General features: G+C 39.9%; 26 protein-coding genes. 10 read left to right on the top strand and 16 right to left on the bottom strand.

Features of this window, described 5'->3' with window-relative positions:
• Positions 1-74 precede the first annotated feature (74 nt).
• Both VOI17_RS16925 and VOI17_RS16920 read left to right on the top strand, forming a co-directional pair.
• On the top strand, positions 75-581 hold the full coding sequence (locus VOI17_RS16925; protein ID WP_323758413.1) for a hypothetical protein: 507 nt from the start codon (positions 75-77) through the stop codon (positions 579-581).
• 217 nt (positions 582-798) lie between these two features.
• Entirely contained in the window at positions 799-4059 is a 3261-nt protein-coding gene (locus VOI17_RS16920; protein WP_323758412.1) for a S41 family peptidase, read from the top strand.
• 61 nt (positions 4060-4120) lie between these two features.
• On the opposite strand, the gene VOI17_RS16915 is transcribed toward VOI17_RS16920, so the two are convergent.
• From VOI17_RS16915 to VOI17_RS16875, 9 genes are all read right to left on the bottom strand, one after another.
• Positions 4121-4486: a hypothetical protein gene (locus tag VOI17_RS16915; RefSeq protein WP_323758411.1), complete on the bottom strand. Its 366-nt coding sequence runs from the start codon at positions 4484-4486 to the stop codon at positions 4121-4123.
• 242 nt (positions 4487-4728) lie between these two features.
• Entirely contained in the window at positions 4729-5643 is a 915-nt protein-coding gene (gene ctlX / locus VOI17_RS16910; protein ID WP_323758410.1) for a citrulline utilization hydrolase CtlX, read from the bottom strand.
• A gap of 14 nt (positions 5644-5657) precedes the next feature.
• Positions 5658-6476 carry a transporter gene (locus VOI17_RS16905; RefSeq protein WP_323758409.1) on the bottom strand — a complete coding sequence of 273 codons (819 nt, stop codon included), beginning with the start codon at positions 6474-6476 and terminating at the stop codon, positions 5658-5660.
• Between the two features lie 59 nt (positions 6477-6535).
• Entirely contained in the window at positions 6536-7150 is a 615-nt protein-coding gene (gene hisIE / locus VOI17_RS16900) for a bifunctional phosphoribosyl-AMP cyclohydrolase/phosphoribosyl-ATP diphosphatase HisIE (RefSeq protein WP_323758408.1), read from the bottom strand.
• A complete protein-coding gene (hisF, locus tag VOI17_RS16895; protein WP_323758407.1) occupies positions 7147-7908 on the bottom strand; it encodes an imidazole glycerol phosphate synthase subunit HisF in 762 nt (253 codons plus the stop codon). The genes hisIE and hisF overlap by 4 nt, the downstream gene beginning before the upstream one ends.
• Positions 7909-7935: 27 nt before the next feature.
• Entirely contained in the window at positions 7936-8649 is a 714-nt protein-coding gene (gene hisA / locus VOI17_RS16890) for a 1-(5-phosphoribosyl)-5-[(5-phosphoribosylamino)methylideneamino]imidazole-4-carboxamide isomerase (RefSeq protein WP_323758406.1), read from the bottom strand.
• Positions 8650-8812: 163 nt separating this feature from the next.
• Complete coding sequence (gene hisH, locus VOI17_RS16885; RefSeq protein WP_323758405.1) at positions 8813-9394, bottom strand: imidazole glycerol phosphate synthase subunit HisH; 582 nt, start codon at positions 9392-9394, stop codon at positions 8813-8815.
• A 22-nt stretch (positions 9395-9416) separates the two neighbouring features.
• Positions 9417-10154: a phenylalanine 4-monooxygenase gene (locus VOI17_RS16880; RefSeq protein WP_323758404.1), complete on the bottom strand. Its 738-nt coding sequence runs from the start codon at positions 10152-10154 to the stop codon at positions 9417-9419.
• 505 nt (positions 10155-10659) lie between these two features.
• On the bottom strand, positions 10660-11946 hold the full coding sequence (locus tag VOI17_RS16875) for an aminotransferase class V-fold PLP-dependent enzyme (RefSeq protein WP_323758403.1): 1287 nt from the start codon (positions 11944-11946) through the stop codon (positions 10660-10662).
• 282 nt (positions 11947-12228) lie between these two features.
• Here VOI17_RS16875 and VOI17_RS16870 point away from each other — a divergent pair, with 282 nt between their 5' ends.
• From VOI17_RS16870 to VOI17_RS16835, 8 genes are all read left to right on the top strand, one after another.
• Positions 12229-12810, top strand: a complete 582-nt coding sequence (locus tag VOI17_RS16870) for a Crp/Fnr family transcriptional regulator (protein WP_323758402.1) — start codon at positions 12229-12231, stop codon at positions 12808-12810.
• Between the two features lie 44 nt (positions 12811-12854).
• Positions 12855-13469 carry a hypothetical protein gene (locus VOI17_RS16865; protein WP_323758401.1) on the top strand — a complete coding sequence of 205 codons (615 nt, stop codon included), beginning with the start codon at positions 12855-12857 and terminating at the stop codon, positions 13467-13469.
• Positions 13470-13522: 53 nt separating this feature from the next.
• Positions 13523-14638 carry an MBL fold metallo-hydrolase gene (locus VOI17_RS16860; RefSeq protein ID WP_323758400.1) on the top strand — a complete coding sequence of 372 codons (1116 nt, stop codon included), beginning with the start codon at positions 13523-13525 and terminating at the stop codon, positions 14636-14638.
• Between the two features lie 53 nt (positions 14639-14691).
• Complete coding sequence (locus VOI17_RS16855) at positions 14692-15402, top strand: type II CAAX endopeptidase family protein (protein ID WP_323758399.1); 711 nt, start codon at positions 14692-14694, stop codon at positions 15400-15402.
• Positions 15403-15422: 20 nt separating this feature from the next.
• Entirely contained in the window at positions 15423-15839 is a 417-nt protein-coding gene (locus VOI17_RS16850) for an alpha/beta hydrolase-fold protein (RefSeq protein ID WP_323758398.1), read from the top strand.
• 194 nt (positions 15840-16033) lie between these two features.
• Complete coding sequence (locus VOI17_RS16845) at positions 16034-16429, top strand: hypothetical protein (RefSeq protein WP_323758397.1); 396 nt, start codon at positions 16034-16036, stop codon at positions 16427-16429.
• Positions 16430-16805: 376 nt separating this feature from the next.
• On the top strand, positions 16806-17879 hold the full coding sequence (locus VOI17_RS16840; protein ID WP_323758396.1) for an ice-binding family protein: 1074 nt from the start codon (positions 16806-16808) through the stop codon (positions 17877-17879).
• Between the two features lie 167 nt (positions 17880-18046).
• Positions 18047-18595: an energy transducer TonB gene (locus VOI17_RS16835; protein ID WP_323758395.1), complete on the top strand. Its 549-nt coding sequence runs from the start codon at positions 18047-18049 to the stop codon at positions 18593-18595.
• A 100-nt stretch (positions 18596-18695) separates the two neighbouring features.
• Here the strand turns inward: VOI17_RS16835 and VOI17_RS16830 are convergent, their stop codons facing one another.
• From VOI17_RS16830 to VOI17_RS16800, 7 genes are all read right to left on the bottom strand, one after another.
• Entirely contained in the window at positions 18696-19403 is a 708-nt protein-coding gene (locus VOI17_RS16830) for a VIT family protein (protein WP_323758394.1), read from the bottom strand.
• A 56-nt stretch (positions 19404-19459) separates the two neighbouring features.
• Positions 19460-19747, bottom strand: a complete 288-nt coding sequence (locus VOI17_RS16825; protein ID WP_323758393.1) for a hypothetical protein — start codon at positions 19745-19747, stop codon at positions 19460-19462.
• Positions 19748-19770: 23 nt separating this feature from the next.
• Entirely contained in the window at positions 19771-20160 is a 390-nt protein-coding gene (locus tag VOI17_RS16820; RefSeq protein WP_323758392.1) for a DUF302 domain-containing protein, read from the bottom strand.
• A 4-nt stretch (positions 20161-20164) separates the two neighbouring features.
• Positions 20165-20479 carry an HPF/RaiA family ribosome-associated protein gene (locus tag VOI17_RS16815; protein WP_323758391.1) on the bottom strand — a complete coding sequence of 105 codons (315 nt, stop codon included), beginning with the start codon at positions 20477-20479 and terminating at the stop codon, positions 20165-20167.
• A gap of 353 nt (positions 20480-20832) precedes the next feature.
• On the bottom strand, positions 20833-21486 hold the full coding sequence (locus tag VOI17_RS16810; protein WP_323758390.1) for a response regulator transcription factor: 654 nt from the start codon (positions 21484-21486) through the stop codon (positions 20833-20835).
• 39 nt (positions 21487-21525) lie between these two features.
• Positions 21526-23514, bottom strand: a complete 1989-nt coding sequence (locus VOI17_RS16805; protein WP_323758389.1) for a sensor histidine kinase — start codon at positions 23512-23514, stop codon at positions 21526-21528.
• Positions 23515-23660: 146 nt separating this feature from the next.
• Complete coding sequence (locus VOI17_RS16800) at positions 23661-24665, bottom strand: hypothetical protein (RefSeq protein WP_323758388.1); 1005 nt, start codon at positions 24663-24665, stop codon at positions 23661-23663.
• Positions 24666-24954: the final 289 nt, after the last annotated feature.

Here is a 24954-nt window from a genome sequence, read left to right as displayed (position 1 = left end):
ACAAGTCTTAAAACAAAGAAAACGGATTGCTCAAATAATTTTGTTTACTTCGTGATCTCAAAAATCAGTATTCAATGCGCATTAAGATTATCCTTTCAGCCCTTTTAATTTTCGCAGTAGCAGTAAGCTGTAAAAAAGAAAGCGTTCCCCAAAAACCAATAGACTTCAGTTTTAAGGTGAAAATGTCTAAAAGGATCAATGACGCTACCATCATAAGTGGTTTTTATGGCCATTTGAAGGAGTTTGTCGGTCAAGATAGTGTTGGAGTCCCTGTTCAAAATAACATACTGCTTTATGACATCACGCATAAAGAAGCCATAGAAGGAGTTGCTTATCAAAGCAATGGAACTACGTTTTATGACCTGAAGAAGCTTGAGAAAATGGACATCAATCCAAAGTTAACAGTGATTCCAAACAAGACTGGATTTTATCAGTTCGATTTGGGTGACCTTGAGTATTGTGTCCTGATTGAAGTCAAGAGAAACACGGGTTACTATAGAGGCGGAATGCAAGTATTCAAAGGTGCATCTGATCAATTGAACGACAGAGAGCTCAGAATCGACTATAAGTCAACCCGCTAATTAAGCACTTCCCTTTTATCCCTTTTTCACGTAAGCTCAACTCCATGAGGCTTATAAGTATGTTCATTTGAACGATTTATCAGACTCCATCCTACCCTAAATTCTTCAAAACGCTAAAGATTTGTTACCTTTTGGTACGGAATGTCATCTAAACATTCAATACCCATTGGAACACGATGTCCATTTTTTATCAAAATCTAAAACCGTCAACTCAATCATGCAACACATCAAACAATTCAAAAATTACTTTTTAGCGCTTTTGCTGCTCTGCTGCACTGGCCTTAATCTAAAAGCACAAGGAACAAGACTACTACGCCAACCCACCATGAGTAAACAGCACATCGCTTTTATTTATGGAGGAGACCTATGGCTTACCGATAGCAATGGTCAAAACCTAGTACGCCTAACCAGTACTCCCGCTGTTGAAAGCGACCCACACTTTTCACCCGATGGTAGCTTAATTGCCTTCACCTCGAATCGCTCTGGAGGCAACTCGGTGTTTACCATCCCTGTAACCGGTGGTATGCCCAAACGACTTACATTCCATCCTTCAGGAGCCATCGCGAGAGGCTGGACACCTGATGGTAAAAAGGTGCTTTACGCGAGTTCCAGAGAAAGTGCTCCTACTCCAATCAATCATTTATGGACTATCCCTAAAGACGGAGGCCCTTCTACCCAAGTAAGTGCCCAGTGGGGAAATAATGGAGACTACTCTCCGAATGGAAAACAAATCATTCTAGATCGAATGAGCCGTTGGGAAAGTGAATTTAGAAATTACCGGGGCGGACAGAACACTCCCCTTATTATTCTTGATTTGAATAGCCAAAACGAAACGCTACTTTCTAACGAAAAGACTATAGACATTTTGCCTGTATGGATGGGCGAAACCATCTACTTCCTTTCAGACAGAGACTGGATTATGAATGTATGGGCTTACGAAACGCGTTCTGGTCAATTCAAACAGATTACCAAGTTCAAAGACACCGATGTTAAATGGTTAAGCAAAGGTGACAATGAATTGATTATTGAGAGAGAGGGGTATTTGCATAAGCTGAACCCTACCAGCGGAAAAACAACACAACTAAACATTAATGTGGTTGGCGATTTTCCTTGGTTCGAAACCCAATGGGAAGATGTTAGCAGAAGGGCTCGTTCAGTTTCACTTTCTGCTTCGGGAAAAAGAGTAATCATGGAAGCAAGAGGTGAGATTTTTACGGTCCCTACCGAATTTGGTGATGCCCGAAATATTACACAAAGTTCGAATACAGCTGATCGTGCACCAATATGGTCGCCTAATGGAGATCAAATTGCTTGGTTTTCAGACGCTAACGGAAAAGGGTACGCATTAATGCTCGCCAACCAAGACGGTCTTTCTGAAGCAGAAAGCATAAGCATTGGAGAATCAAAAATGGCTTGGGAACCTACTTGGTCGCCTGACGGTAAAAAAATCGCTTTTGTGGACGATGATGTAAGGATTAGAGTGCTAGACTTAGAAAGCAAAACGATAATCACTGCTGATGTTGGCGGAAGTAATTTAGAGCGAGGTTCAACGGGCATTACTTGGTCTCCTGATTCAAAGTATCTGGCCTATGCCAAATCAGGTTTTAATAACCTTCGAAGAATCATGGTATGGTCATCAGTTGACAAAAGCATTAAAACCGTTACCAACGAAATGGCGGATTCCTTCTCTCCTGCTTGGGATTTAGATGGAAAACATATGTATTTCTTGGCCAGTACTGATTTGGCCCTAGCTTCCGGCTGGGCAAATACCAGCTCAATGTCTGCTGACCCTCAATATGCGGCCTATGTAATGCTACTTCAAGAAGATGCCATATCTCCATTTGTTCCGCGCAGCGATGAAGAAGAAGTGAAAAAGAAAGAGGAAGAAGAGAAAGATAAGGACAAGGAAGTTACTGATGAGAAGAAAGATGAGGCATTAAGAATTGATGTTCAAAACATTGAGAGACGTACCATTGCCCTCCCTCTTCCTGTTTCTGGTTATTTATCAACAATGGCTGGTCCAAAAGGAAGCGTTTTCATTAGTGAAAGAAAAGCTGGAAGTTGGAGTTTAACCCTCAACAAATTCTCCCTAGAAAAAAGAGAATCTGAAGAATTCCTTACAGGAGTCGGTCAATACTCCATTTCGGCAGACGGCAAAAAAATGTTAGTTCAGGTGAATGGCAGTTGGCAGGTAACCAGCCCGTCTGGTTCAAGTGGAAAAGGTGGAAAATCGGTCAAAGTAGATCTTCAAATGAAACTCGACCGTGGACAGGAATGGAAGCAGATGTTTGAAGAAGCCTGGCGCTATGAAAGAGACTATTTCTATGATCCAAACATGCACGGTCGTGATTGGCAAAAAGTATATGAAAGATATGCTCCACTTGTTCCGTACATCCGTCACAGAACCGACTTGAATTACATCTTAGACCAAGTCAATGGAGAAATGTCAGTAGGCCACAGTTTTGTTGGCGGTGGAGATTTTCCTTCTGTTGATCGCTCTAAAGTAGGGCTGCTTGGCGCTAACCTCGTAGCGGATAAAAACTACTGGAAGATCACTAGAATCTTTACCACAGAAAGCTGGAACCCTGGACTTACCAGTCCATTAGACAGGCCCGGCATGAAAGTAAAAGAAGGCTATTATTTGGTCGGAATTAATGGAAAAGAACTGACCACTTCAGAAAACCCTTTTGAATTTCTGGACGGTACATTAGGCCAGCAAACCCTATTGCACTTCAATGACAAACCAAGCTTTGAAGATTCATGGACAGAAATTGCTGAACCCATCAGTAGTGAGAATGCATTAAGGCAGAGGGCTTGGGTAGAAGACAATAGACGTAAAGTAGATGAGCTTTCAAAAGGCCGTTTAGCTTATGTGTGGATCCCCAACACCAGCGGCCCTGGTTACGTATCCTTTAATCGTTATTACTTCGCTCAGCAGCACAAAGAAGGAGCTGTAATTGACGAACGTTTTAATGGCGGTGGTTTGCTCGATGATTATATGGTGGATCTGATGACGCGAGAACTACGAGCAGGACTTACCAATGAAGTACCAAATGGTAGACCATTTCAGCTACCAGCAGGTATTTTGGGACCAAAAGTGTTATTGATCAACGAAATGGCTGGTTCTGGAGGGGACTTCTTCCCTTGGGTATTCCGCCAGCAAAAAGCAGGGCAATTGATTGGGGCGACCACTTGGGGTGGACTGGTTAAATCTTCAACGCATTATGCTTTAGTAGATGGTGGTTCACTTACTGCGCCAGACAACGCTGTTTTCGACCCCATTAAAAATGAATGGGTAGCCGAAAATAAAGGGGTAGCACCAGATATTGCTGTAAGGCAGGATGCCAAAGCATTATCTCAAGGCAACGACCCGCAATTAGAAAGGGCGGTGCAAGAAGTGTTAAAACTCTTGAATACACAGGGATCGAAGAAAGTCACTCCTCCTCCATATCCAACACCTGCCAAAAAAGGGAACTAATGAAAAAGGCCGTGTGAACTGATTCACACGGCCTTTATTTTATTCAATAATATCTAGCCCTTTATAATTTCATCCATTCCAAAGCAACTTCCTCGTCAGAGAATAAACGTATCTCTTTAAAGCCATTGCGGAAGTTAAAATTTTCCCAGACTTTATAATCATTTATGTTTTTAGAGATTATAACTGCCCGTTTAAGGCCAAATTCAATACCAATTCCCTTTAGTTCCTTACTCAAGATTTCAATTTCCCTCTGGTTAGCAAACAACTCTGCTTCCCGAAGATCTGTAATTACTTTACGACACTTATTCTCTCGGGCAATTTCTGCCACTTTAGATAGATAGCTAGATGCAATTTCCTTTGTCAAAGCCCCCTCTATCTTTCCAAACACGTGATTCAACTCATCATCATACCCAACCATCAACAGCATACACTTTCCCCTATTTTAAGTCAACAAAGGTAAGGTAAAACGAATTACAATCAATGTATATACACTCATAATCAGAGAGTTATAATTAATTCTAAAGATAATCTAAACAACAAAATGAACCTATTGTCAATCAGAGATACACCAAATATAAAATTGAAAAACTACCGTTCACATCACATAATCAACCGATAACATAAATACAAAAATAACCTCTTTCGTTTTTTAGACAATAAAAAACAGAATTATTCCACCTTACACATCATGCATCGAATACTCCCACCACCATACTTTTCAATGGTTGGAATTGAAATAGAAATCAACTTCGAATAGCTGGAGAGCTTTGATTTTTGAAGGGCAGAGAGTGATTCATATGCGGTTTGGGACATTACCAGTACAGACTCTCCTTCTGTATTGAGTACTTCTAACATATTACCAGCAAAAGCATACATTTGATCCATGGTGATCTCAATCACTTCGTGATATGTGCGCTCTAAAGCACTTGTTACATCCTCGCGTTGAATAAGAGGAATCGCATCCAGGCAAATTACAGCATACTTAGCAGCCAAGCACATCAACACATTGGTATGGTAGATGGCCTCATCGGTTTTATTAAAAGCCTCAAAAACAATGGCTTCATAACCCATTAATTCGCAAAACTTATCTAATACCACTGGATGAGTTCTTGTGGAAATACATGCATACAGAAGTTTGTGGTCATAATCGAGGATGATACTGCCGGTACTCTCTAAAAATTTATCCTCCTCCTCAAATCCTGAAAGATCGATAACCTCTTCAACCTTAATCCCTTCTTCAGCGAGCTGAGTCAATACCTCTTCCCTCCTCTCCGACCTTCTGCTCTCCGTCATCATTGGATAGAGGAGTACTCTCCCATCGTCATGAAAAGAAACCCAGTTGTTAGGGAAAACAGCATTGGGTTTCACTGGGCTGTCCGAATCATCTAAGGCAATAACATCAATTCCCTCTGAGCGAAGTTTACTCACAGCCTCTTCGAATTCAAGTTTAGCTTTACTCTCAATGGCTGCAATTTCATTTGCCCCATCTTTATTTTGGAAAGAATTTGAACGAGCAGTAGAAGGATCAAAGCCGAAGTGTTTCGGCCTCATCATCATGATTCGTTTGGCAGCTTGTTTAGACATGCCGCAAGGAAACATTATTTTTTGAGAATCCGAGTAGAAAAACCTAGTCCGAAAATAAAATCTGTGTCACCGGGATTATTCGTCAAATCGAATCCAGTATACACATCCAATTGAAGATTGTTATTCACTAAATAGCTTAAACCCATGTCTACATTATGGCTACTGAACCCACTTCGGAACGTACCATAAAGCTCAAGAAAGGCTGCCCATTCAGGTTCAAAAGCATATGATCCCACGACAGAATATTCCAAATTAAAAGTCCCGTTTTTAACAGGAACGAAGCCACCAAGACCGTAACCCAAGGTCAATTTTTCGTTCAAGGTATTGGAGAAATTCAGTCGAAGATTCATCAAATCTTGCCCTCCATTTTCGTCAAAAACATCAGTAACATACTCTGCTAAAAATGAAGTTTGAGGAACAAATCCATCTTCTTTTAAAATATGAAACTTTGCACCTATCCAAGTTGGAGCAAATTGAACATCCCCATTACTGACTACATCACCACCGACTTTCCCACGGTTTACATAAACATTCTGGGCCAATCTCAATTCCACCTTGTCACTCAACCCATATCTAGTCTGAAGGAAATTCAAAGTGAAAGTCTCCATTATGAATTTGTTACTTAGAGCTGCATTCCCAGGAAAGTCAATCCTTGTATACCCAATCCCAGATTCAATTTGAAAAACACCTTTTGGTACTACAAATGAAGAGTAAGTCTGCGTAGGCCGATCCGTAATTAACGCTCCCACCGATCCTTCATTGGATTCTTGAGCCCACACTCCATTGGCCATCAAAGAGAATAGCACCAAGGTAAAAAAAACATTCTTTTTCATTTTTCGACTCGTCTAAAAATTTAACATTAACTCTTATTAATCAATATTTTAAATACTATCTACTTATGTCTTTCTTTAAGTATTGAGGTCACATCTTTTAAAGTGTAGCCTTTAGCTTCTAAGAGCACCATGTAGTGAAATAATAGGTCCGCTCCTTCATTTAAAAACAGTGACTCATCATTGTCTTTTGCTTCAATCACCAACTCAACGGCTTCCTCTCCTACCTTCTGCGCGATCTTATTCATGCCCTTAGAAAACAGATGAGACACATACGATTCTTCAGGTGATTTTGTTCTGCGCTCTTTAATCACTTGCGTTAATTGGTCTAAAAACTCAACGCCAATTTCGTTACTTTCTTGGAAACATGTATCATCTCCTGTATGACAAGTTGGGCCTTCTGGTTTTGCTTTAATTAATAAGGTATCACTATCGCAATCGATCAAAACCTCTTTGGCATTAATGTAATTATTAGAAGTCTCTCCTTTTGTCCATAGTCTGTTTTTAGAACGACTAAAGAAGGTCACCTTTCCTTCGGATAAGGTTTTCTCTAAGGCTTCAGCATTCATATAACCAAGCATCAAAACTTTGTTCGAAACTTGGTCTTGAATGATAACAGGAACCAAGCCATCCCCTTTTGAAAAGTCTACTTCGTTTGTATTTTTTAGTACTCTCATTTTTCTATTCTTACTGGGATATTATAGCCCTTTAAATAATTTTTTAAATCTGGAATTGACACCTCTTTGAAGTGGAAAATACTAGCGGCCAAAGCAGCATCGGCAAGACCGATGGTGAAGCTATCGAGGAAGTGTTCTTGGTTGCCCGCCCCGCCCGAAGCGATAACAGGGATAGACACTGAGCCCGAAACTTTGGCCGTAAGTTCATTCGCAAACCCCGCTTTGGTTCCGTCATGGTCCATTGAGGTAAGCAGTATTTCACCCGCGCCTCGCTCCTCTACTTCCTTCGCCCAAAGTAAAGTTCTTCTTTCGGTAGCAGTACGTCCACCATTCACATGAACGATGTGTTCCCCTTCCACAAACCGAGAGTCGATCGCCACCACCACACACTGACTTCCAAATTCGCCAGCTAGTTCACTGACCAATTCGGGACGTATCACAGCTGATGAGTTAATCGAAATTTTATCCGCTCCTGCGTTTAGCAAAGCCGACACATCGGCAATGGAAGAAATTCCGCCACCTACCGTAAATGGAATATTGATTTCGGCTGCCACACGCTTCACTAATTCTATCAGCGTCTTTCGTTTCTCTACCGTTGCGGTAATGTCCAAAAACACCAATTCATCGGCTCCTTCTGCTGCATATATAGCCGCAAGCTCCACTGGGTCGCCTGCATCGCGTAAATCAACAAAGTTGACTCCTTTCACCGTGCGTCCGTTTTTGATATCTAGACAGGGTATGATTCGTTTTGTTAACACCTTTTGGTTTTTAAGTTCTTTGTTTATTCAAAATGAGGCCAGTTCCTCCAGACTAATTCGCCCTTCGTAATACGCCTTCCCTACAATGGTGCCGAACATGCCGGCTTGCTTCAGCCTTTTGAGGTCGTCTAATTCAGCCACTCCTCCACTTGCAATCAGCTTTAGCTTCGGATAACGCTTCAGAATGTTATCATACAAATCGAATGAAGGCCCTTGTAGCAGACCATCCTTGCTTACATCGGTACAAATCACGTATTCTATTCCTGCGGCCACATAATCTTCAAGAAAATCGAAAATATTCATTCCCGAACCTTCTTGCCAACCGTTAATGCGCACTTCGCTATGATGAACATCGGCACCGAGAATGATTTTATCGGCACCATATTTCTTTAGCCAGCTCAACACCAAAGCCTTGTCTTTTACCGCAATACTTCCAGCCGTTATTTGTGCTGCTCCAGCTGCAAAAGCCATATCAATCGCTTCATCAGACTTTACGCCACCACCAAAATCGACATGCAGATTCGTATTTGACGCGATTCTCTTGAGCGTAGGCTCATTTACAATCTTGCTGGCTTTGGCGCCATCTAAATCCACTACATGAAGTCTTTTGATGCCTGCTACTTCAAATTTTTGAGCGACAATAAGTGGATCGGAAGCGTATTCGGTTTTTTGAGCGTAATCGCCCTGCGTTAGCCGAACGCATTTTCCATCTATAATATCTATGGCTGGTATGATGTGCATTGTTTAGTTTCTAGTATTTGGTATTTGGTATTTGGTATTTGGTATTTGGTATTTGGTATTTGGTATTTGGTATTTGGTATTTGGTATTTGGTATTTGGGGAAACTCAAATCCAGAGATAGGGTTGCCTTTTTACTGATTTACTGTTTCCCTGATATACTCTTTTCAGATATCAAGAAAATTCTGAAGGATCCGCTCTCCTATTTTTCCACTTTTTTCAGGGTGCGCCTGTAAAGCATAGAAGTTATCCTTGTTCAAAGCCGCACTGAACGTATTCACGTAATCGGTAGTGGCGATGGTATACGGACTTGTTTCTGCATAATAGCTATGCACGTAATACACATAACTATCGGCTTCTATTCCTTCAAATAATGGCCCAGTGGTGTGCTCAAGGTTATTCCAACCCATCTGAGGCACTTTTAAAGTGGGCTCAAACTTCTTTACCTGCACATCAAAAATCCCAAGGCAATCAGTATTGTTTTCCTCAGAATGAGCGCACATCAGCTGCAAACCTAAGCAAACGCCAAAAACGGGTTGCTTTAAGTCTTTAATTACTTCGTCCAGCTTTCTTTCCTTCAGAAATCGCATGGCAGTACTGGCTTCTCCCACGCCTGGAAAAATGACACGGTCTGCCGAACGAATCACCTCAGGATCGGCACTCAGCACTGGAGAAACACCCAAACGCTCCAAAGCGTAAGTGACCGACTGCACATTGCCCGCATTATAATCTACAATAACTACACTCATATTTTTGAATGAAAAAAGCGGCTTAAACCACCGCTTCTTTTCCTTGTTTTAATTTCGCTTCAATTTTAGATTTAATCTCAGGCAATGACTTATACAATTGCTCGTAAGACTCAATAATAAAGTAATTTTCCTGCATTTTATCTTTTCTGTAAGGTGTGTCCAAAATCTTATCTACGTCATACTCATAGTGGTTGGGCTCATCGCTTAACGAGTATTTTGTTTCGCCCGCAGATGACAATATCCCTGCTCCGTATATTTTCACTTGACCTTCCTCTCTGATCAAACCAAACTCAATGGTATACCAGTAAATCCTTGACAGTAAATGAATTGCCCATTCGTCCTCAATCCATTCGTGACCAAACTGACTGATGGCCTGAAGGAAGTCTACAAAAGCCTGATTGGCCAACAGCGGAATGTGCGCAAATACATCGTGAAACATATCAGGCTCTTCCAAATAGTCCAACTGACTCATTTTTCTTACCCAAGTAGTAGCAGGGAATTTCTTATTGGCCATCAGCTCAAAGAAAAGACCATCTTCCACAATTCCGGGCACTGCATAAATTTCCCAACCTGTTAACCCACGAAGTATCTCATTGGTTTTCTCAAAGTTTGGAATGCCTTCATTCGTGAAGTTTACCTGCTTTAAACCCTTGGTAAATTCAACGGTTGCTGCTTTGGGTAAACTCGGAAACTGTCGGTCGAAGAGGATGCCCCACACTTTCTGATCTTCTGCTGTGTAATTCTCGTAAATCTGTTTCATTCTTTCCTTTTTAAAGACTCCGCTGGAATGGGTTAAAAACAAAAAACCCGATTCTTGCGGAATCGGGTCTTATATGTTTGATTAATTGTTTCTATACAATTCACATAGCGCTGCCGTTCCGATCGTTCGGGTAATAATAGTAGTAATGATGTGCGCTGCTATGTAACATTGCCCCAAAGGTAAAATGCATTTCCGAAATGGCAACTCTTTTTTTTGAAAAGAATTGGGTGCGATTGCAGAAGCCCTACAATTGTTCTGCCCTTGTTGGTGTTATTCACCAACAAGCTACCCAATTTTGCTTTTAGACCGTAATAGCAAACCGATCCTGAAACACTCCGAAGCTTCGGAGCAGGGTGACTTCAAGTGGACTACTGGTGTGCTCCACAGTCGCTTGGCTTTGCCGAGTGACTGTGTAAAATGGAAGATCAAAACGCTAACCATCACTCGGTACAACCGAGCGATTGAGGTATGGTATACACTTTGTTCACTTTGCAGTTAAACCCTGTTACACCTTACTTAACTGCTGAATACCTTCCAGTAGTCGGTCTACATCAGAAGTTGAGCTATATAGGTTTGGGGTTACACGGATAGCTTCTTCATTCTCTGGTAAGTTTCGCTTAACAGTAAATACGCCAAAGTCGTCATAGAGCTTTTTGATTACATCATCGGCATCTAGGTTGTGAAGCTTAAAGGTGGCAATGGCGCAGCTTCTTTTGGCTTCCATAGGAGTTAGTAATTCCGCATTCGCAATCCCTCCTATCTCCTTGGTCCAGTAGTTTTGTAAGTACCGAAGTCGGGCTTCTTTCACGGGGATGGTCACCATATTATTAAATTCCGCTGCCTTGGGAACTGTAAGCAAAGTGGGGAATGACAGCGTTCCGAAGTGGCCTAATTTGTTAATATTGTCTTCGCGCTGGCCTACATCCCCAAACATCGGACTTAGGTCTTTAATTCTGTTTTTCTTCACATACATGAGCCCCATTCCTACGGGCGCACTAAACCATTTGTGCAGGTTGACACCCACAAAATCACAACCCAAATCTGGAATTTTAAAGTCGAGATGCGCGAAACTGTGCGCAGCATCTACAATGACCTCCACTCCTTTCGGTCGGGCCATATCCGCAATGGCTTTTACGGGCATCACCTGACCTGTTAAATGAATCAGGTGCGTGACTAGAATACAGCGTGTTTTGTTCGTCATGGCCGCCTTGTAGAGGTTCACGATTTGCGCATCACTTTCCGGAATCATCGGCAGCTCTATACGCTTGATTGTAATACCCTTTGTTTTTTCAAGCATTTCAAAGGCCTCAATCATGCTTGGGTAGTCCTGTTCGTTGAAAATCACTTCATCACCCGGTTGAAAATCAATACCTTGAATGAGAATGTTCAAAGCCTCCGTAGCATTTCTGGTAATTAGCAATTCTTCTCGTTCTGCTCCAGAAAACTTGGCCAGCGTGTTCATCACAGCCGTCATATCCTGATTAAAGCTTTTACGGGCATAGCCAGAACTTTCCCTATTTACTTTTTTAATGGACTCCACATAGGCGTCAACGACCATTTTTGGCTGCACCCCAAAATAACCGTTCTCAAGATTGATCCACTTGTCGGTGACATCATAATGGGTTTTCTTAAAGGCTTTCCAAAAGGCTTCATCCTGAATTTTACTCTGGTTGAACTCTCCTTTCCACTCAGCGATACTTTCTTTGGGCAAGTATTCGTCTAAGGAGCGACCAATGAAGGGTAGTGAAATTGCGCCAACTGCGAGTTTCTGAAGTAAGGATCTTCTTTTCATCTCAAAAAATTTTAATCGTGATTTGGCTTCTAAGTTAGCAAATCATGCCGTAGCCGAATTTACAATCAAAAAATCATTCAATCCATTGATTAGGGTATTTCATTTCACTTGCCTTATTGCGACCCTTATGTTTTACCAAATTTTCGCAATTATAATGACTATAAATTGTATTTGGCATCGTCTGAAGTCTAAATGAATTGAAAACAAATACTAGTTTTAGAAATCAATCTATCACCCACAGAGGGGTTTGATTGGCTTTTTATTTAAAATAGTCTATACGCTATGAATAAAGTAGAAATTATTAACAACATATGTAATTCCTATTCCCCTTTGACTCAAGCATGCAAAGGTGATTTATTGAATAAATCAAGGCTGATAACACCTAAAAAAAACACCATCTTAGTAAAAGAAAAACAATACTCCGATAAGTCGTTTTATATTGTAAAAGGCTGTGCAAGAGCTTATTATCTAAATGACGGAAAAGACATTTCCGACTGGTTTGCATTCGAAGGTGATTTTATAAGCTCCATTCAAAGCTTCTTTCTAGGTGTTCCAAGCCCTCATTATATAGAAGTGTTGGAAGACTCCGTTCTACTAGAAATATCAAGAGAAAACGCTGAAGGGTTAAGCAACGAACATCACGATTTTGAAAGACTCACTAAAAATGTCGCCATTAAAACAATGCTACAGCAACAAGAAAGAATCGTTGCAATCCAGTTTCAGTCTGCAGAACAGAGGTATCAAAACATCTTATCGCTTCGCACAGACATTACCCAAAGAATACCGTTAACGCATATTGCCTCCTATATCGGAATTACACTTGAAACTTTAAGCCGAATCCGTAAATCGCATAGTCGAATTTGATTTAAATCAAATGCCGCACGGGTATTTAGTCTGACATTTGAAAAATGACAAGGCGAATACATTTCATATCAGGACTAACAATTACAGTTTTTATTGTTTTCCACCTCATCAATCATATTTATAGTCTCTTTGGAGTTGAAAAGCACATAGAGCTTATGGACAGTTTCCGTTTGGTATATAGAAATGCTTTTGCGGAAACCATTTTATTACTGTCCGTACTTGTACAAGTCATTTCTGGCTTAAAACTGTTTTTAAAAAAGAGGAGAATTGTGAATGGCCTTTGGGAGAAGCTGCAATTATGGAGTGGCTTATACTTGGCTGTTTTCTTCGTATTTCACCTTGCTGCTGTGTTTGTAGGAAGATTGGTGTTAGAACTCGACACGAATATCTATTTTGGAGTTGCAGGCTTGAATACCTTTCCGTTTAACCTTTTCTTCCTTCCCTATTACGGATTGGCCATCATTTCCTTTTTTGGTCACATCGCTGCAATTCACGCCCAAAAATTTAAGCATTCTCCTTTTGGAATGAAATCATCTAGTCAATCCATCATCATTTTGAGTTTCGGAATATTATTATCAATAACCATACTCTACGGCCTAACGAACGGCTTTACTGGAATTGAAATACCAAGTGAATACGAGATTATGATTGGGAAATAAATTAAACTCTAGACCTATCCACTTCTTCCTATTAACTATAAAAGAAAGAAAACATGAAGTACCTTTTATTTTTTATAATACTACTGGATACAGCCTGTAACAAGCCAAAAGCCAATCAACAGACGCTTCAGGGAGACTTTATTCAAGAAAAGATAACAGATCACCTTTATGTTTTAAAGTCGCCCAATTACAACACAAACACCGGAGTTTTCATAGGCGAAAATGAGTTGCTTTTGGTTGACCCAATGTCTGGTATTAATAACCATCAAAACTTACTACAGGCAATACGGCAGCTCTCAGAAAAGCCAATCAAATACATTCTTAATACACATAGTCATCCTGATCACAGTGGAGCAAACGCCTTTTTTGCTGAATTAGGCGCTACCATAATATCGCATGAGAATGCCAAATACTCACAAGCAAAACACGCCCTCACTTTCAACGACACTTTTACCTTGGACATGGGAAATGAAACTATCGAACTGCTTCACATTACTGCTCATACCTTTGACGATGCTTTGATCTACTTTAAAAACAGTAATGCCGTATTTATGGGGGATACCTTTATGACCAACTCGTTTCCGCATTTTTACTATGGTGGTGGCAGCGAAGGTCATATTGAGATTTTAGATAAAGCGCTATCCCTTGGAAACCCAAAAACAACCATAATTTCAGCTCATGGCCATCTTAGTTCCAACAAAAACGACCTAACGGTTTATAAAGAAAACTCTCAAAACTGGATCAATAGAATTACTGAGCTCCATGAGGCCAATAAGACACCTGAAGAAATTGCTAATGATCAGCAAATCATTCATCTGAGCACGATTTTCAACGATGGCAAAAATGCTCTAAGTCAGTCAATAATAAGAACCATTAACAAAACAATTTCAGTTGATTTAATCTCTGACGTTCCTATTTCAAAAAACAAACTGAAGCATTACGAAGGCCTTTATCAGTATGAAAACGGGCAAGTTGATGAGATTATCTTGGAGCAAGGTAAACTGATCTTACGAAGTGAAGGAGCCTATATATTTGAAATCGTTCCCCTATCTCAAACTCAGTTTCATTTAAAAGGGCAGTTCCCGAGCAAACACCTGACTTTCAATATGGCGAAGAATAGCTTTGTTTATTTCAATGGAAAAGAACGCCTAACAGCAAACAGAAAATAATTCGTCACAAATCATTTAATCCTTCCGGTACTAACGCAGTAAATCAAAAATCAATGACCCCAGCACCCAAAAGTTTATTCAACATCAAAACCTTACTAGAAATCATTCTCGTGTTAATGATCATGATTACAGTCAAGTCAGTTTCCGACTATTTTGGAATTAATGGAGCTGGCTCAATTGGCATTTGGAGTGGGATAATTGTTGCCTCTATTATTATGAAACGGCCCAAAGAAAAATGGCGGAATTACGGTCTGATTCTTCCAAAAGGTATACGTGATTGGGCTATCAATATTGGATTGGCTTTATTGGCCGTAATAGTCGTTTTTCTGGTCATGGGATTTGTTCTTGATCCTATCCTCTCACATTACGGACTAGAAAAACCTGCAGATGTGGCCGATAGATTTCAATTCTTTCTTGGCAAACCAGTCTACTTCATTTTATACCTTGTTACCGTAGTTTGGATTGGAGCTGCGCTTGGAGAGGAGCTACTTATGCGAGGCTTTTTACTCAATCGTTTATCCGACTTTTTCGGTAAAAATAAGCTAGGCTGGTTTGTCTCTCTAGTTATACATTCTACTTTCTTTGGAATACTGCATAGCTATCAAGGATTAGCCGGTATAATTACGACAGCTTTTATAGCACTCATTTTTGGAACAATGTATTTGATATCAAAAAAGAGACTTTTGCCCGTAATACTTGCTCATATGATAATAAACACCATTAGTCTGACAGCATTCTACCTTACTGGTGGGGCTGTAAACTGAATCTAGAAAATAGAACAAACATGAAAAAGCTGCTTCTAATAACTTCAATATTCATCAGTACTGAACTCGTTAGCCAAACAAAAAATCATTCAAGCTTTGATTATGTTCATACAAACATTGAATCGGTAATATTAAATGACACTGTAAAACTAGCTATCAGTTTGCTTGAAAATTACACGAACTCAAAAGCAACATACCTGGTGTTGTATATATTAGATGGTAAATGGTTCTTCTCTCAGGGGGCTGCTTTGCAAACACATTTCTCTCGTTATAAAATTACGCCAGACTTAATCATAGTAGAGATAGAAAATACAAGCACTCAAAGAAACTGGTACTTTAACGAATCTGAAAAATTCAATCAATTTTTAGAGCAAGAGTTAATTCCCACCTTAGATAAAGGGTTTAGAACCAATCAGGAACGCCTGTTATTCGGTTGAGAGGTTTCAGGAGGCTTCATTTTCGATGCCTTTGGATCAAACCCCAATTTCTTCTCAGGATATTTAACTGAGGACTATATCTCTAGTGGAGGTAATAGTTACTTAGAGTTGTATTACATACAGAGAAAAAAGAAGTATAATTTCTCAACAGAAAAAACATCACAAGCCCAAAATAGAGACGGTTAAATTGATTTATGAATACATATTTTTTAGTTGCTGGAATTCTATGTTTTGTATTGGGGCTTGGTCACTCAATACTTGGCGAATACCTGATTTTCAAAGAAAAACGGAACAAAGGCCAGTTAATCCCATCCAAAACGGGTACTGGATTAAAAGAAAGACATTTACGAATCATCTGGGCCACTTGGCATTTAACTTCTCTTTTCGGCTGGTGTATCGGAGCATTACTAGTGAAAATAGCCATTGAAAAAAACAGACAAGTCACTGAACTCACAGACTTTTTAATCACTTCTGCCAGATACACCATGTTAACTTCTTCAATTTTGGTTCTTGTTGCTACTAAAGGAAAACATCCGGGATGGGTCGTTTTATTATTTATAGGTCTACTATTGATAATAGGTAAAACATAAAACACGCTAGATATTTACCTGAACGATGATTTTCAACTAGGGATAACATCCTTTGCCACAACTGATCATTTTAAAAAGCTTGAACAATATCTTGCTCTCCTAAGCTTCTTAGACGAGACAGAAATTCAAATGACATAGGCATAAAGCGCGTCAGTACAAGTTATTGGGTTAAAACAGACTGGGGTTTCATTTTATCCAGACTTTCGTCTTACCGTCAATTATTCCAAAAAAGCCCATTAAACCTCAGAAACAGCATTCTCCATTTTGTTCAGATCAATGTGATATATGTAAGTCTTAACTTTTTGTATGTAGCGTTTGGGGTTTTAAAGCGCCTCACCTTTGCTCATAATTAACAATATCACTAAAGAATACTGAAATGAAATTTTTAAAAAGAATACAAATCTTAGCTATGCTTCCATTTATGTTGTTTCTGGGCTGTAGCAATGACGATGAACCAACACCAGGGGATGAGACTTCACCCAATATAACATCAACGGCTCCGCAAGACAATGCGACTAACGTGGCCCTAAACAAGGTGATCTCTATCTCTTTTAATGAAGAAATGAGTTTATCTTCATTCACTTCTACTTCATTTACACTAAAACAGGGAACAACACCAGTGCTAGGATCGGTTGAATACACTGATAGCACCGCCCGATTTATCCCCATCAACACCCTAAGTGCAGGCTTGGTGTATACGGCTACCGTAAATACTGATGTAAAAGATTTGGCTGGAAATTCAATCACTAATAATAAGGTATGGAGCTTTACTACTGGCGTAAAAACTGGTTTGAAAACAGTAAACCTTGGTGCTTCCGCTAACTACGTTATTTTAGCTAAAACAGCCATCAATAACTCTCCTACTTCAGACATAAAAGGCGATTTGGGACTTAGTCCAGCAGCCACTTCGTTTATTACTGGTTTCGGGTTAACGGATGCCACTGGTTATGCTACTACTCCTCAAGTAACGGGGAAAGTATATGCAGCCGATATGGTGCCTCCTACCAATACTAATCTTACTACGGCTGTTGAAAATATGATTACAGCCTATAATGATGCTGCTGGTCGCCCAACGCCTGATTTCTTAGAGTTAGGCACCGGAAGTATTGGTGGAATGACTTTGGAAGCAGGCCTTTACAAATGGACCAACACCGTTAATATGGCTTCTGATGTAACGCTAACGGGTAGTGCCGATGATGTTTGGATCTTCCAAATTGCTGGTGACATGATCATGAGTTCTGCAAAGAGAATCACTTTGACTGGCGGAGCACAAGCGAAGAACATTTTCTGGCAAGTAGCTGGTTCAGTAACTTTAGGAACCACCTCACATTTTGAAGGAGTAATCTTATCGATGACAGGCATTACAATGCAAACAGGCGCTACCATAAACGGACGTTTATTGGCACAAACTGCTGTAATTCTTGACTCGAATGCGGTTACAAAACGATAATTAATTGATACAAAAAGCCATCCTGCTCATTGTCGGATGGCTTTTTACTTTACCTAAAATACTGGAGCTGTAGATTTCACTCTATAGTATATGGAAGTCCCTTCCCTTCTTATTTACCCTCCTCTTTAACCAGGAGTTAATTAAATCTTTAACTAAAATATTGAAACATGAAAAAATATCTAAGCATATGTGCTTTGGCTTTGACCTTTGTATTTGTACAGTCTTGCGGAACAGAGAGCAAGAATACTGAGACCGTTGAAACTTCAATGACCATCGCAGAACGACATGCACTAGTGGAGAAAGAACGCGCTGACTTGGCAGAACTGCGAAAAGCAGAGCTTGCAGCATTAATTTTAGAAGCAAAGTACTATGAGAACGCCAATGGAAAGCAAATCTATTACATGGCGGAAGTTAGCCCACAATACGTTGGGGGAGAAAAAGCAATGAAAAAATTCATGAAAGAGAATCTGAAATTTCCTTCTGTTGCAGAAAAGGAAGAAATGGAAGGAACTGTTTTTGTGAATTTCGTAGTGTCAGAAAGCGGCAAGGTTACCGAAGTTAAAGTATCCAACCACACCTATTCAGATGTAGATGTGATGTTTATGGAAGAAGCGCTCCGTGTTGTGAATATGATGCCAGATTGGACACCAGGACTTCAAAATGGAAAAGCTGTAGATGTACTATTTAGCTTACCTATAACATTCCTTATCGGATAGTTTCATCACTATTAAGGTTTGATCACTAACGCGAGGCTTCCTCGCGTTTTTTATTTCCCTTCCTGTTGATAGTAGATCAAGATTGATTTTTAATTGACTTTCAACTTAGGTTAACGCCAAATAGATAGCCCACCACTGCGGTTAAGCCCATGGCCACAGTTCCCCAAAAAGTGATTCTTGCAATTGCTTTAACAATGCTTGAACCTCCCGTTTTAGCCGCCAAGGCACCCAAAATAATTAAGAAGAAAAGCGCAAATCCGTAAAGAGAATACTCCATACTTTTTAAAGGCAAAAATAGCGTGACGATAAGAGGAAGTACACCTCCCACAGTAAATGCCGTACCCGAGGCTAATGCTGCTTGAATAGGCTTAGCTTGGCTAATGTCGTTTATACCCAATTCATCTCTAACGTGAGCGCCTAGGGCGTCATGCGCTGTAAGTTCCTTGGCGACAACCAAGGCAGTTTCACTTTTCAAACCTCGACTCACATAAATTTCGGCTAAACGTTGAAGCTCAATTTCGGGCATTTCTGCTAATTCTATTTTCTCTCGCTCAACATCAGCTGTTTCAATGTCAGTTTGGGAGCTCACAGAAACGTATTCACCGGCAGCCATTGATAAGGCTCCTGCCACCAAGCCTGCTAACGTTGCCAACACCACCGGTTCTCTGAAATCACTGGCGGCTGCAACCCCTATGGCGAGACTTGCTGTGGATAAAATTCCATCATTTGCACCAAGCACTGCCGCTCTGAGCCAATTACTTCTGTTGATGAAATGGTTATCTAAATAATCATCTATGGACTCGGACATATGATTTGTTAATTTAAAATTTGACTATATCTATACCCCGATTCGAATTAGCCGTATTATTTGAAAAGTATCAGCTGGCTATTGGTAATAGCAGTTACCCAATGCTTAATCATGGGCTCAATCCTAATATAGTCGCCTGGTACTAATATTTCTTTCAACCCCTTTTCGTTTTCAAATACCACCTTCCCGAGAACACAGATCAAAAGCGCTGGCACTTGGGTTATGTGTTCTTTTAATTGTTTGCCTTCCAAAATCTGAATAGCTGTGGCAGTTGCATGTTCCGACCTTAAAAGCACTTCTGTTGAGACGGCTTTTGTATGCGGGAGTAGATCTTTAATATTCATGCCTATCTTGTCTAAATACTTAATTAAATACTCAATAAAGCACTATTTAACTTTTCGCTTACTTCCTTAGCGTAGGCTTCAACCTTAGGGTTATTAATGGCCTTCATCGCTTCCAGTGGATTAACAATTGCGACTTCTACCTCTCCATTTTCTACCTCACGAATAGTTACATTACAGGGTAGCATCAAACTGATATGTTGGTCTACAGAAAGTACTTTATCTGCAAACACAGGATTGCAGGCGCCCAAAATAAGATGAGGCAAATAATCCTTATCCAATTTTTTCTTCATGGTAGCTTGAATATTAATTTCTGTGAGTATGCCAAACCCTTCTGATTTTAAGGCATCCTCCACTTTAGGTCGAATGTCTGTTACCGTTGTTCCTGCAAAAGTTCTTGAATTGAAATAGTCCATAAGATTAGTGATTTTGTAAACGTCCGAGTATTGTACCTAAAGAGGCCTTTAATTTATGAATAGCGCCCGATACTGCCTGTTCAATAGTATTTGCCTGATCTGAGACAGCAATTGGTTGCCTGCCTTCGATGCGAGCTTCCAATAAACATCGAATGTCTTTTATTCCTTCTTTTTTGCCATTTTCATCAGAGATATGAACTTCTATTCTAGTAATATGAGACTGAAATCTATCGAGCTCTTTTGCGATTTGATCAGTAAAATACCCCTCATGTCTTTCGTCTCCTTGAATGGTCTTGTCTGTATTAAATTGAATTTTCATAGTTTCTTCTTTTTGATTTTATCTTGATCTTCTCTTAGTCTTTGTTTTCATATTGATCCTTGTGCTTCTTACCAGCCAGCGCCACTGGTATTGTCCGAATCTATTACTGGAATTGAAGCCTGCATGTTTTTTTTTAAAGCTTGTAAACAAATTAGGTCAAATAAGATTGCATTTTGTATGATATGCGTCATACTAACAGGTGTCAGTTGTCATGGAATTTCACTTCTCAATATTGCGTAATTATAGAAGGTAGCCTATCCAAAACGGGGACTTAAATTCTTTACAAAAAAATCGAACGTCTTATGCAGATGGGGAATGGATTAGCAGTTATCCATTATTAATTGATATAAGGCTCAAATCAAGCTTTGTCTTCTGGCCTTTTGAACAGCCTCTAGCTTGTTGTGCACTTGTAGTTTTTTGTAGATGTTTTCGATGTGCTTTCTTACTGTACTGGGAGATAGGAATAGGTTATTAGCAATTACAGTATAGCTAAGCCCTTCTGCCAACTGCTCTAATACTTCTTGTTCACGCCCGCTTAGGTCGACAATATCTTCTTCGATTCGGAGTGATTCCTGTTTTTCGGGATAACGAAGTAGTTTCAGTGTTTTTACGGCAATGGATGGACTCATGGCTGCGCCACCCTCCATGGTTTCTATAATGGATTTGTGGAGTTTATCTCCTTCAATTTCCTTCAATAAATAACCATCGGCTCCCCCACGAATGGCGTTAAAAATATTTTCATCATTATCGAAAACGGTGAGCATAAGTACCTTAATATGAGGATATTTCTGTTTGACAATATTTACTGTTTCAATGCCATTGAGTACTGGCATTTCAATATCCATCAACACCAAATCTAGGTTATGATTCTTCTCAAGCTTGGCCAAAAATTCACTCCCATTATGTACAGTGTACTTAATGTCTAAATCCTTAAAAGGAGACAGTTTCTCATTAATAGCCCTCGCTAAAAAGGTATTATCGTCTACTATGGCCAATCTTATTTTCATAACTCCTATTGTCTTAATGGACTCTTAATTTCCACATGTTTAGGCTTCCACAGTCAACTCCACTTTGGTTCCCTTACCTATTTCACTACTTAGCTCAAATGTTACCCCAGCTTTTTCGGCCCTACTCTTCATGATATAAAGTCCGTTGCCGGCAGATTGCAATTTGGTATCAAAACCTTTCCCGAAATCTTCCACCACGATTCCCACCTTATTTTCAGTGTCTTTAAAAGTCACCAGCACTTCTGAAGTTCCAGAATGCTTGACGGCATTGTTGATTGATTCTTGGATAATCCTGAAAAGGTTCATCCCCACAAAAGCGCTGAGCATCTTGTCGCTAGAATCACTTATGGTTCGAACACTGATTTCATCATCAGTGGCATCGTGAATTGTAGCGGCCAATTGATTGGTGCGCTCCTGAATATCTTCTAAACTGATTTCATCTTTATTCATTGCCCAAATGGTATCGCGCAATTCAGCAATGGTTACTAAGGTAAACTGCTTCATTTGAGTTAGTTTCTCGGCCATAAAGACCTCTCCTTTATCAATATTGCGCATTGCCGTATCGGTAATCGAAGTGATGTATGTCAATTGAGAACCAATATTATCGTGCAAATCGCGTGCAATGCGAATACGTTGCTCCTTCAGGTTTTCTTGGGCTTTTACTTCGACAAGTGCCTGCTCTAATGCCATTTCATTTTTAATCCGCTCGGCTTTCATTCTCTGCTCTCTCAACAAAGCAAAAGCCACCACAAGAATCAAAACCACTAAACCTCCGCCTGCAAGCAATAAATCATTTCTCTTTTGCAAGGTCAATTCACTTTCCACTAGCTCGTTTTGCTGGCGAAGAATCTCATTCTCTTTCTGTTCGGTTTCATATTTTTCTCGAAGATTAAGCACTTCTTTGGCCCGTTCATCAATCTCTAAACTGGCATTAAGTTCGTTACTGATCACAATATATTTATAGGCCTCCTTGAAGTTTCCTTCTTGTTTATATATAAGAGAGAGGGTTTTGGCCAATACCTCTTGGGCTGGCTTAAAACTAAGTGCATCCGCTTCTGCGTAAGTTTGAATGGCCAAAGCTTTTGCTTGTTTGACCTTATTAAGTGCTAATTGAACATTGGCAATGTCATTTTTTAAAAAAAGCAGTACTGTTCGTTCATTACGTTTTTCATGTATTTCCAAAGAGCGAAGAAAATATTTCTCGGATTGAATCAGATCTCCTTTAGCACGGTAAGCTATGGCCAAAGTACTTAAAGGAAAGGCCTGATCTAGCTCCGCCCCTATGGCTTCAAAACCTTTTATTGATTGGTGAGCGTAAGTTATCGCCTTATCATATTCCTTTTTTAGTTCATAAACCGAGGCAATGGCATTGGCACAAGTCGCTTGGTAGTATGGGTTGCCAAGTTTTTCATAGAGCTCCATGGCCTTTAAATAATAAGCTAGAGCTGAATCCTCTTGATTGATTTGCGAGTAGCGAATGCCAAGATTCAAAAATGATCCAGCGATCCAAACCGTATCTTTGGCCACTTGAAAATATTCAAGTGCTTTTAATTGAGATGCTACTGCTTTATCAAATTCAGTAATTCTACCATAAAGATTGGATAAGTTGGTATAAACCGACCCCAACAAATAGGCATCATCAGCTGCTTCTAAGACGGGCAATGCTTTTTGATAATAATCTTGTGCATCCTCTAATAAGCCAGCATCAAAGCTTAAAATGCCATAGACCATCCAAATCCTCGCCTTATAGAACTCACTATTCATGGCTTCAGCTTGCTTAAAAGCTTCATCCGTATAAAACTTGGCACTATCTAAACTGATAGACCTAAACTTCATGGCAATGTCTTTTAGGGCAATCACCTTGTCTCCCTCTTTTTTATCCTGAAGCGAAGATTTAAGTGTCTGAATTTCTTCTTGAATACTGGTTTGAGAAAAAGCTGAATTTGGAAACAACAAAAGAAAAAACAAGACCAGAAATGGACTTAAAAATGACTTTAAAAAAGACATCCAATAAAAATTATAGCCCATATTGATATGCATTAAATGATCGTTCTAAAAATACACCTTCTTAAATAAAGCGCAAATTGTGTAATGAAAGATAAATGGCAAATGCCCGTGAGCTCCAAATAAATTGAGAACCCAACGAGCTTTTGCACATCACCATAAAAAGTATTTTAATTTGATTTGTCTACCAACTCTTGCACTGCACTTTTCAAGAAGGCATTCACTCCCAACTGAGCCCCTTTAATAAATTTTTTAGGGTCGCATTTAACAGTAATGTAGTCAGAATCCTCTCTGTTTTCTACGCTCCATACCGTCATAATATTCCCATAATCGGTACCACGTTTATCTATATCCGCCCTTTGAAAAGCATCGAATTTTTGTTTCTCTAAAACATCAGAAACCTCAATTCCTCCTCTAGGCATTACTTCTCCAATGTTGTACTTGATCACACTGAATTCACTGACCTTAAAATTGGTTTCAGCTTTCACTTGCGCTGTCCCTGCTAATCTACCTAGGGCTTTAGAACCTTCTCCTTGGCCGTCTTCAAATGAATTGACAACTACCACCACTTTGTTGAAGATAAAATCGTTCTTCTGTGAGCCCATCTTTCTTTCCGTACTGGTTTCATAATCCGCCAGTGTAGCAATACCTGCTTTGGTTTTATCAAATTCCTTTTGAGAAACCACAAACTTTTGGGTGGATGGTCTGGTGAGTAACATACCAAATCTTTCACCACGCTCTGGCCCGTTACCAGCTTTTAATTCCCACCTTTTGTCACGGCTAGTTTTGTAGGCTTTATGATCCCATACTTCTTCAATGGGTGCTATCTCATAGCCTTGCGCTTGCAACTCCTTCACATAATCTTCATAGAGTTGATCGGTAAGCTTTTGCAATGCTTCCTGATCTAAACCTTCTAGCACTAAAGTTAAAGCTGCTTTGGCATCTCCCTTCAAGCCACCCCTGAACATTTTACCACCTTTCTTTTCATCTTCAAGGGTCAATGCCGTCTGGTAATTCACTTGAAAGTCTGCAATAACAACCCGCTTAGGGCTTTTTCTATAGTTTAAATTGGCAGGACCTAAAATTTTTGTCTTATACTCCTGAACCTCTTGGGCCAATACCTCGGAAGTGCCAATAAAAAGCAGGAGTGCGAAGAAGAATAAATGTCGTTTCATAATGATGTGATTAGTTTAGAAATAATTAACCAAACTTAGTTTGCTTGCCTACGCCATTCAATAAGGCAATTGCCGTAAATGATTAGTCATTGGTTATTATTGGATCAGTGATCGGTTAATAGGACCCCGAAGCCTCGGGGCAGGAAGCAAGTTCCGAGTTCATTGTATCGTCCTGAAATAGGTTGACTATAATCTTATGGAAAAGTCAACTAAAAACAGGATTCTCAAGAAGCCAGATTATTACTCAGAAGAGTTCAAATGGCAGGTTGTACAAGATGTATTATCAGGT

Origin of the sequence: Roseivirga sp., assembly GCF_034669765.1 — a bacterium.
GTDB lineage: Bacteria > Bacteroidota > Bacteroidia > Cytophagales > Cyclobacteriaceae > Roseivirga.
This window is presented reverse-complemented; position numbering and strand designations above follow the sequence as displayed.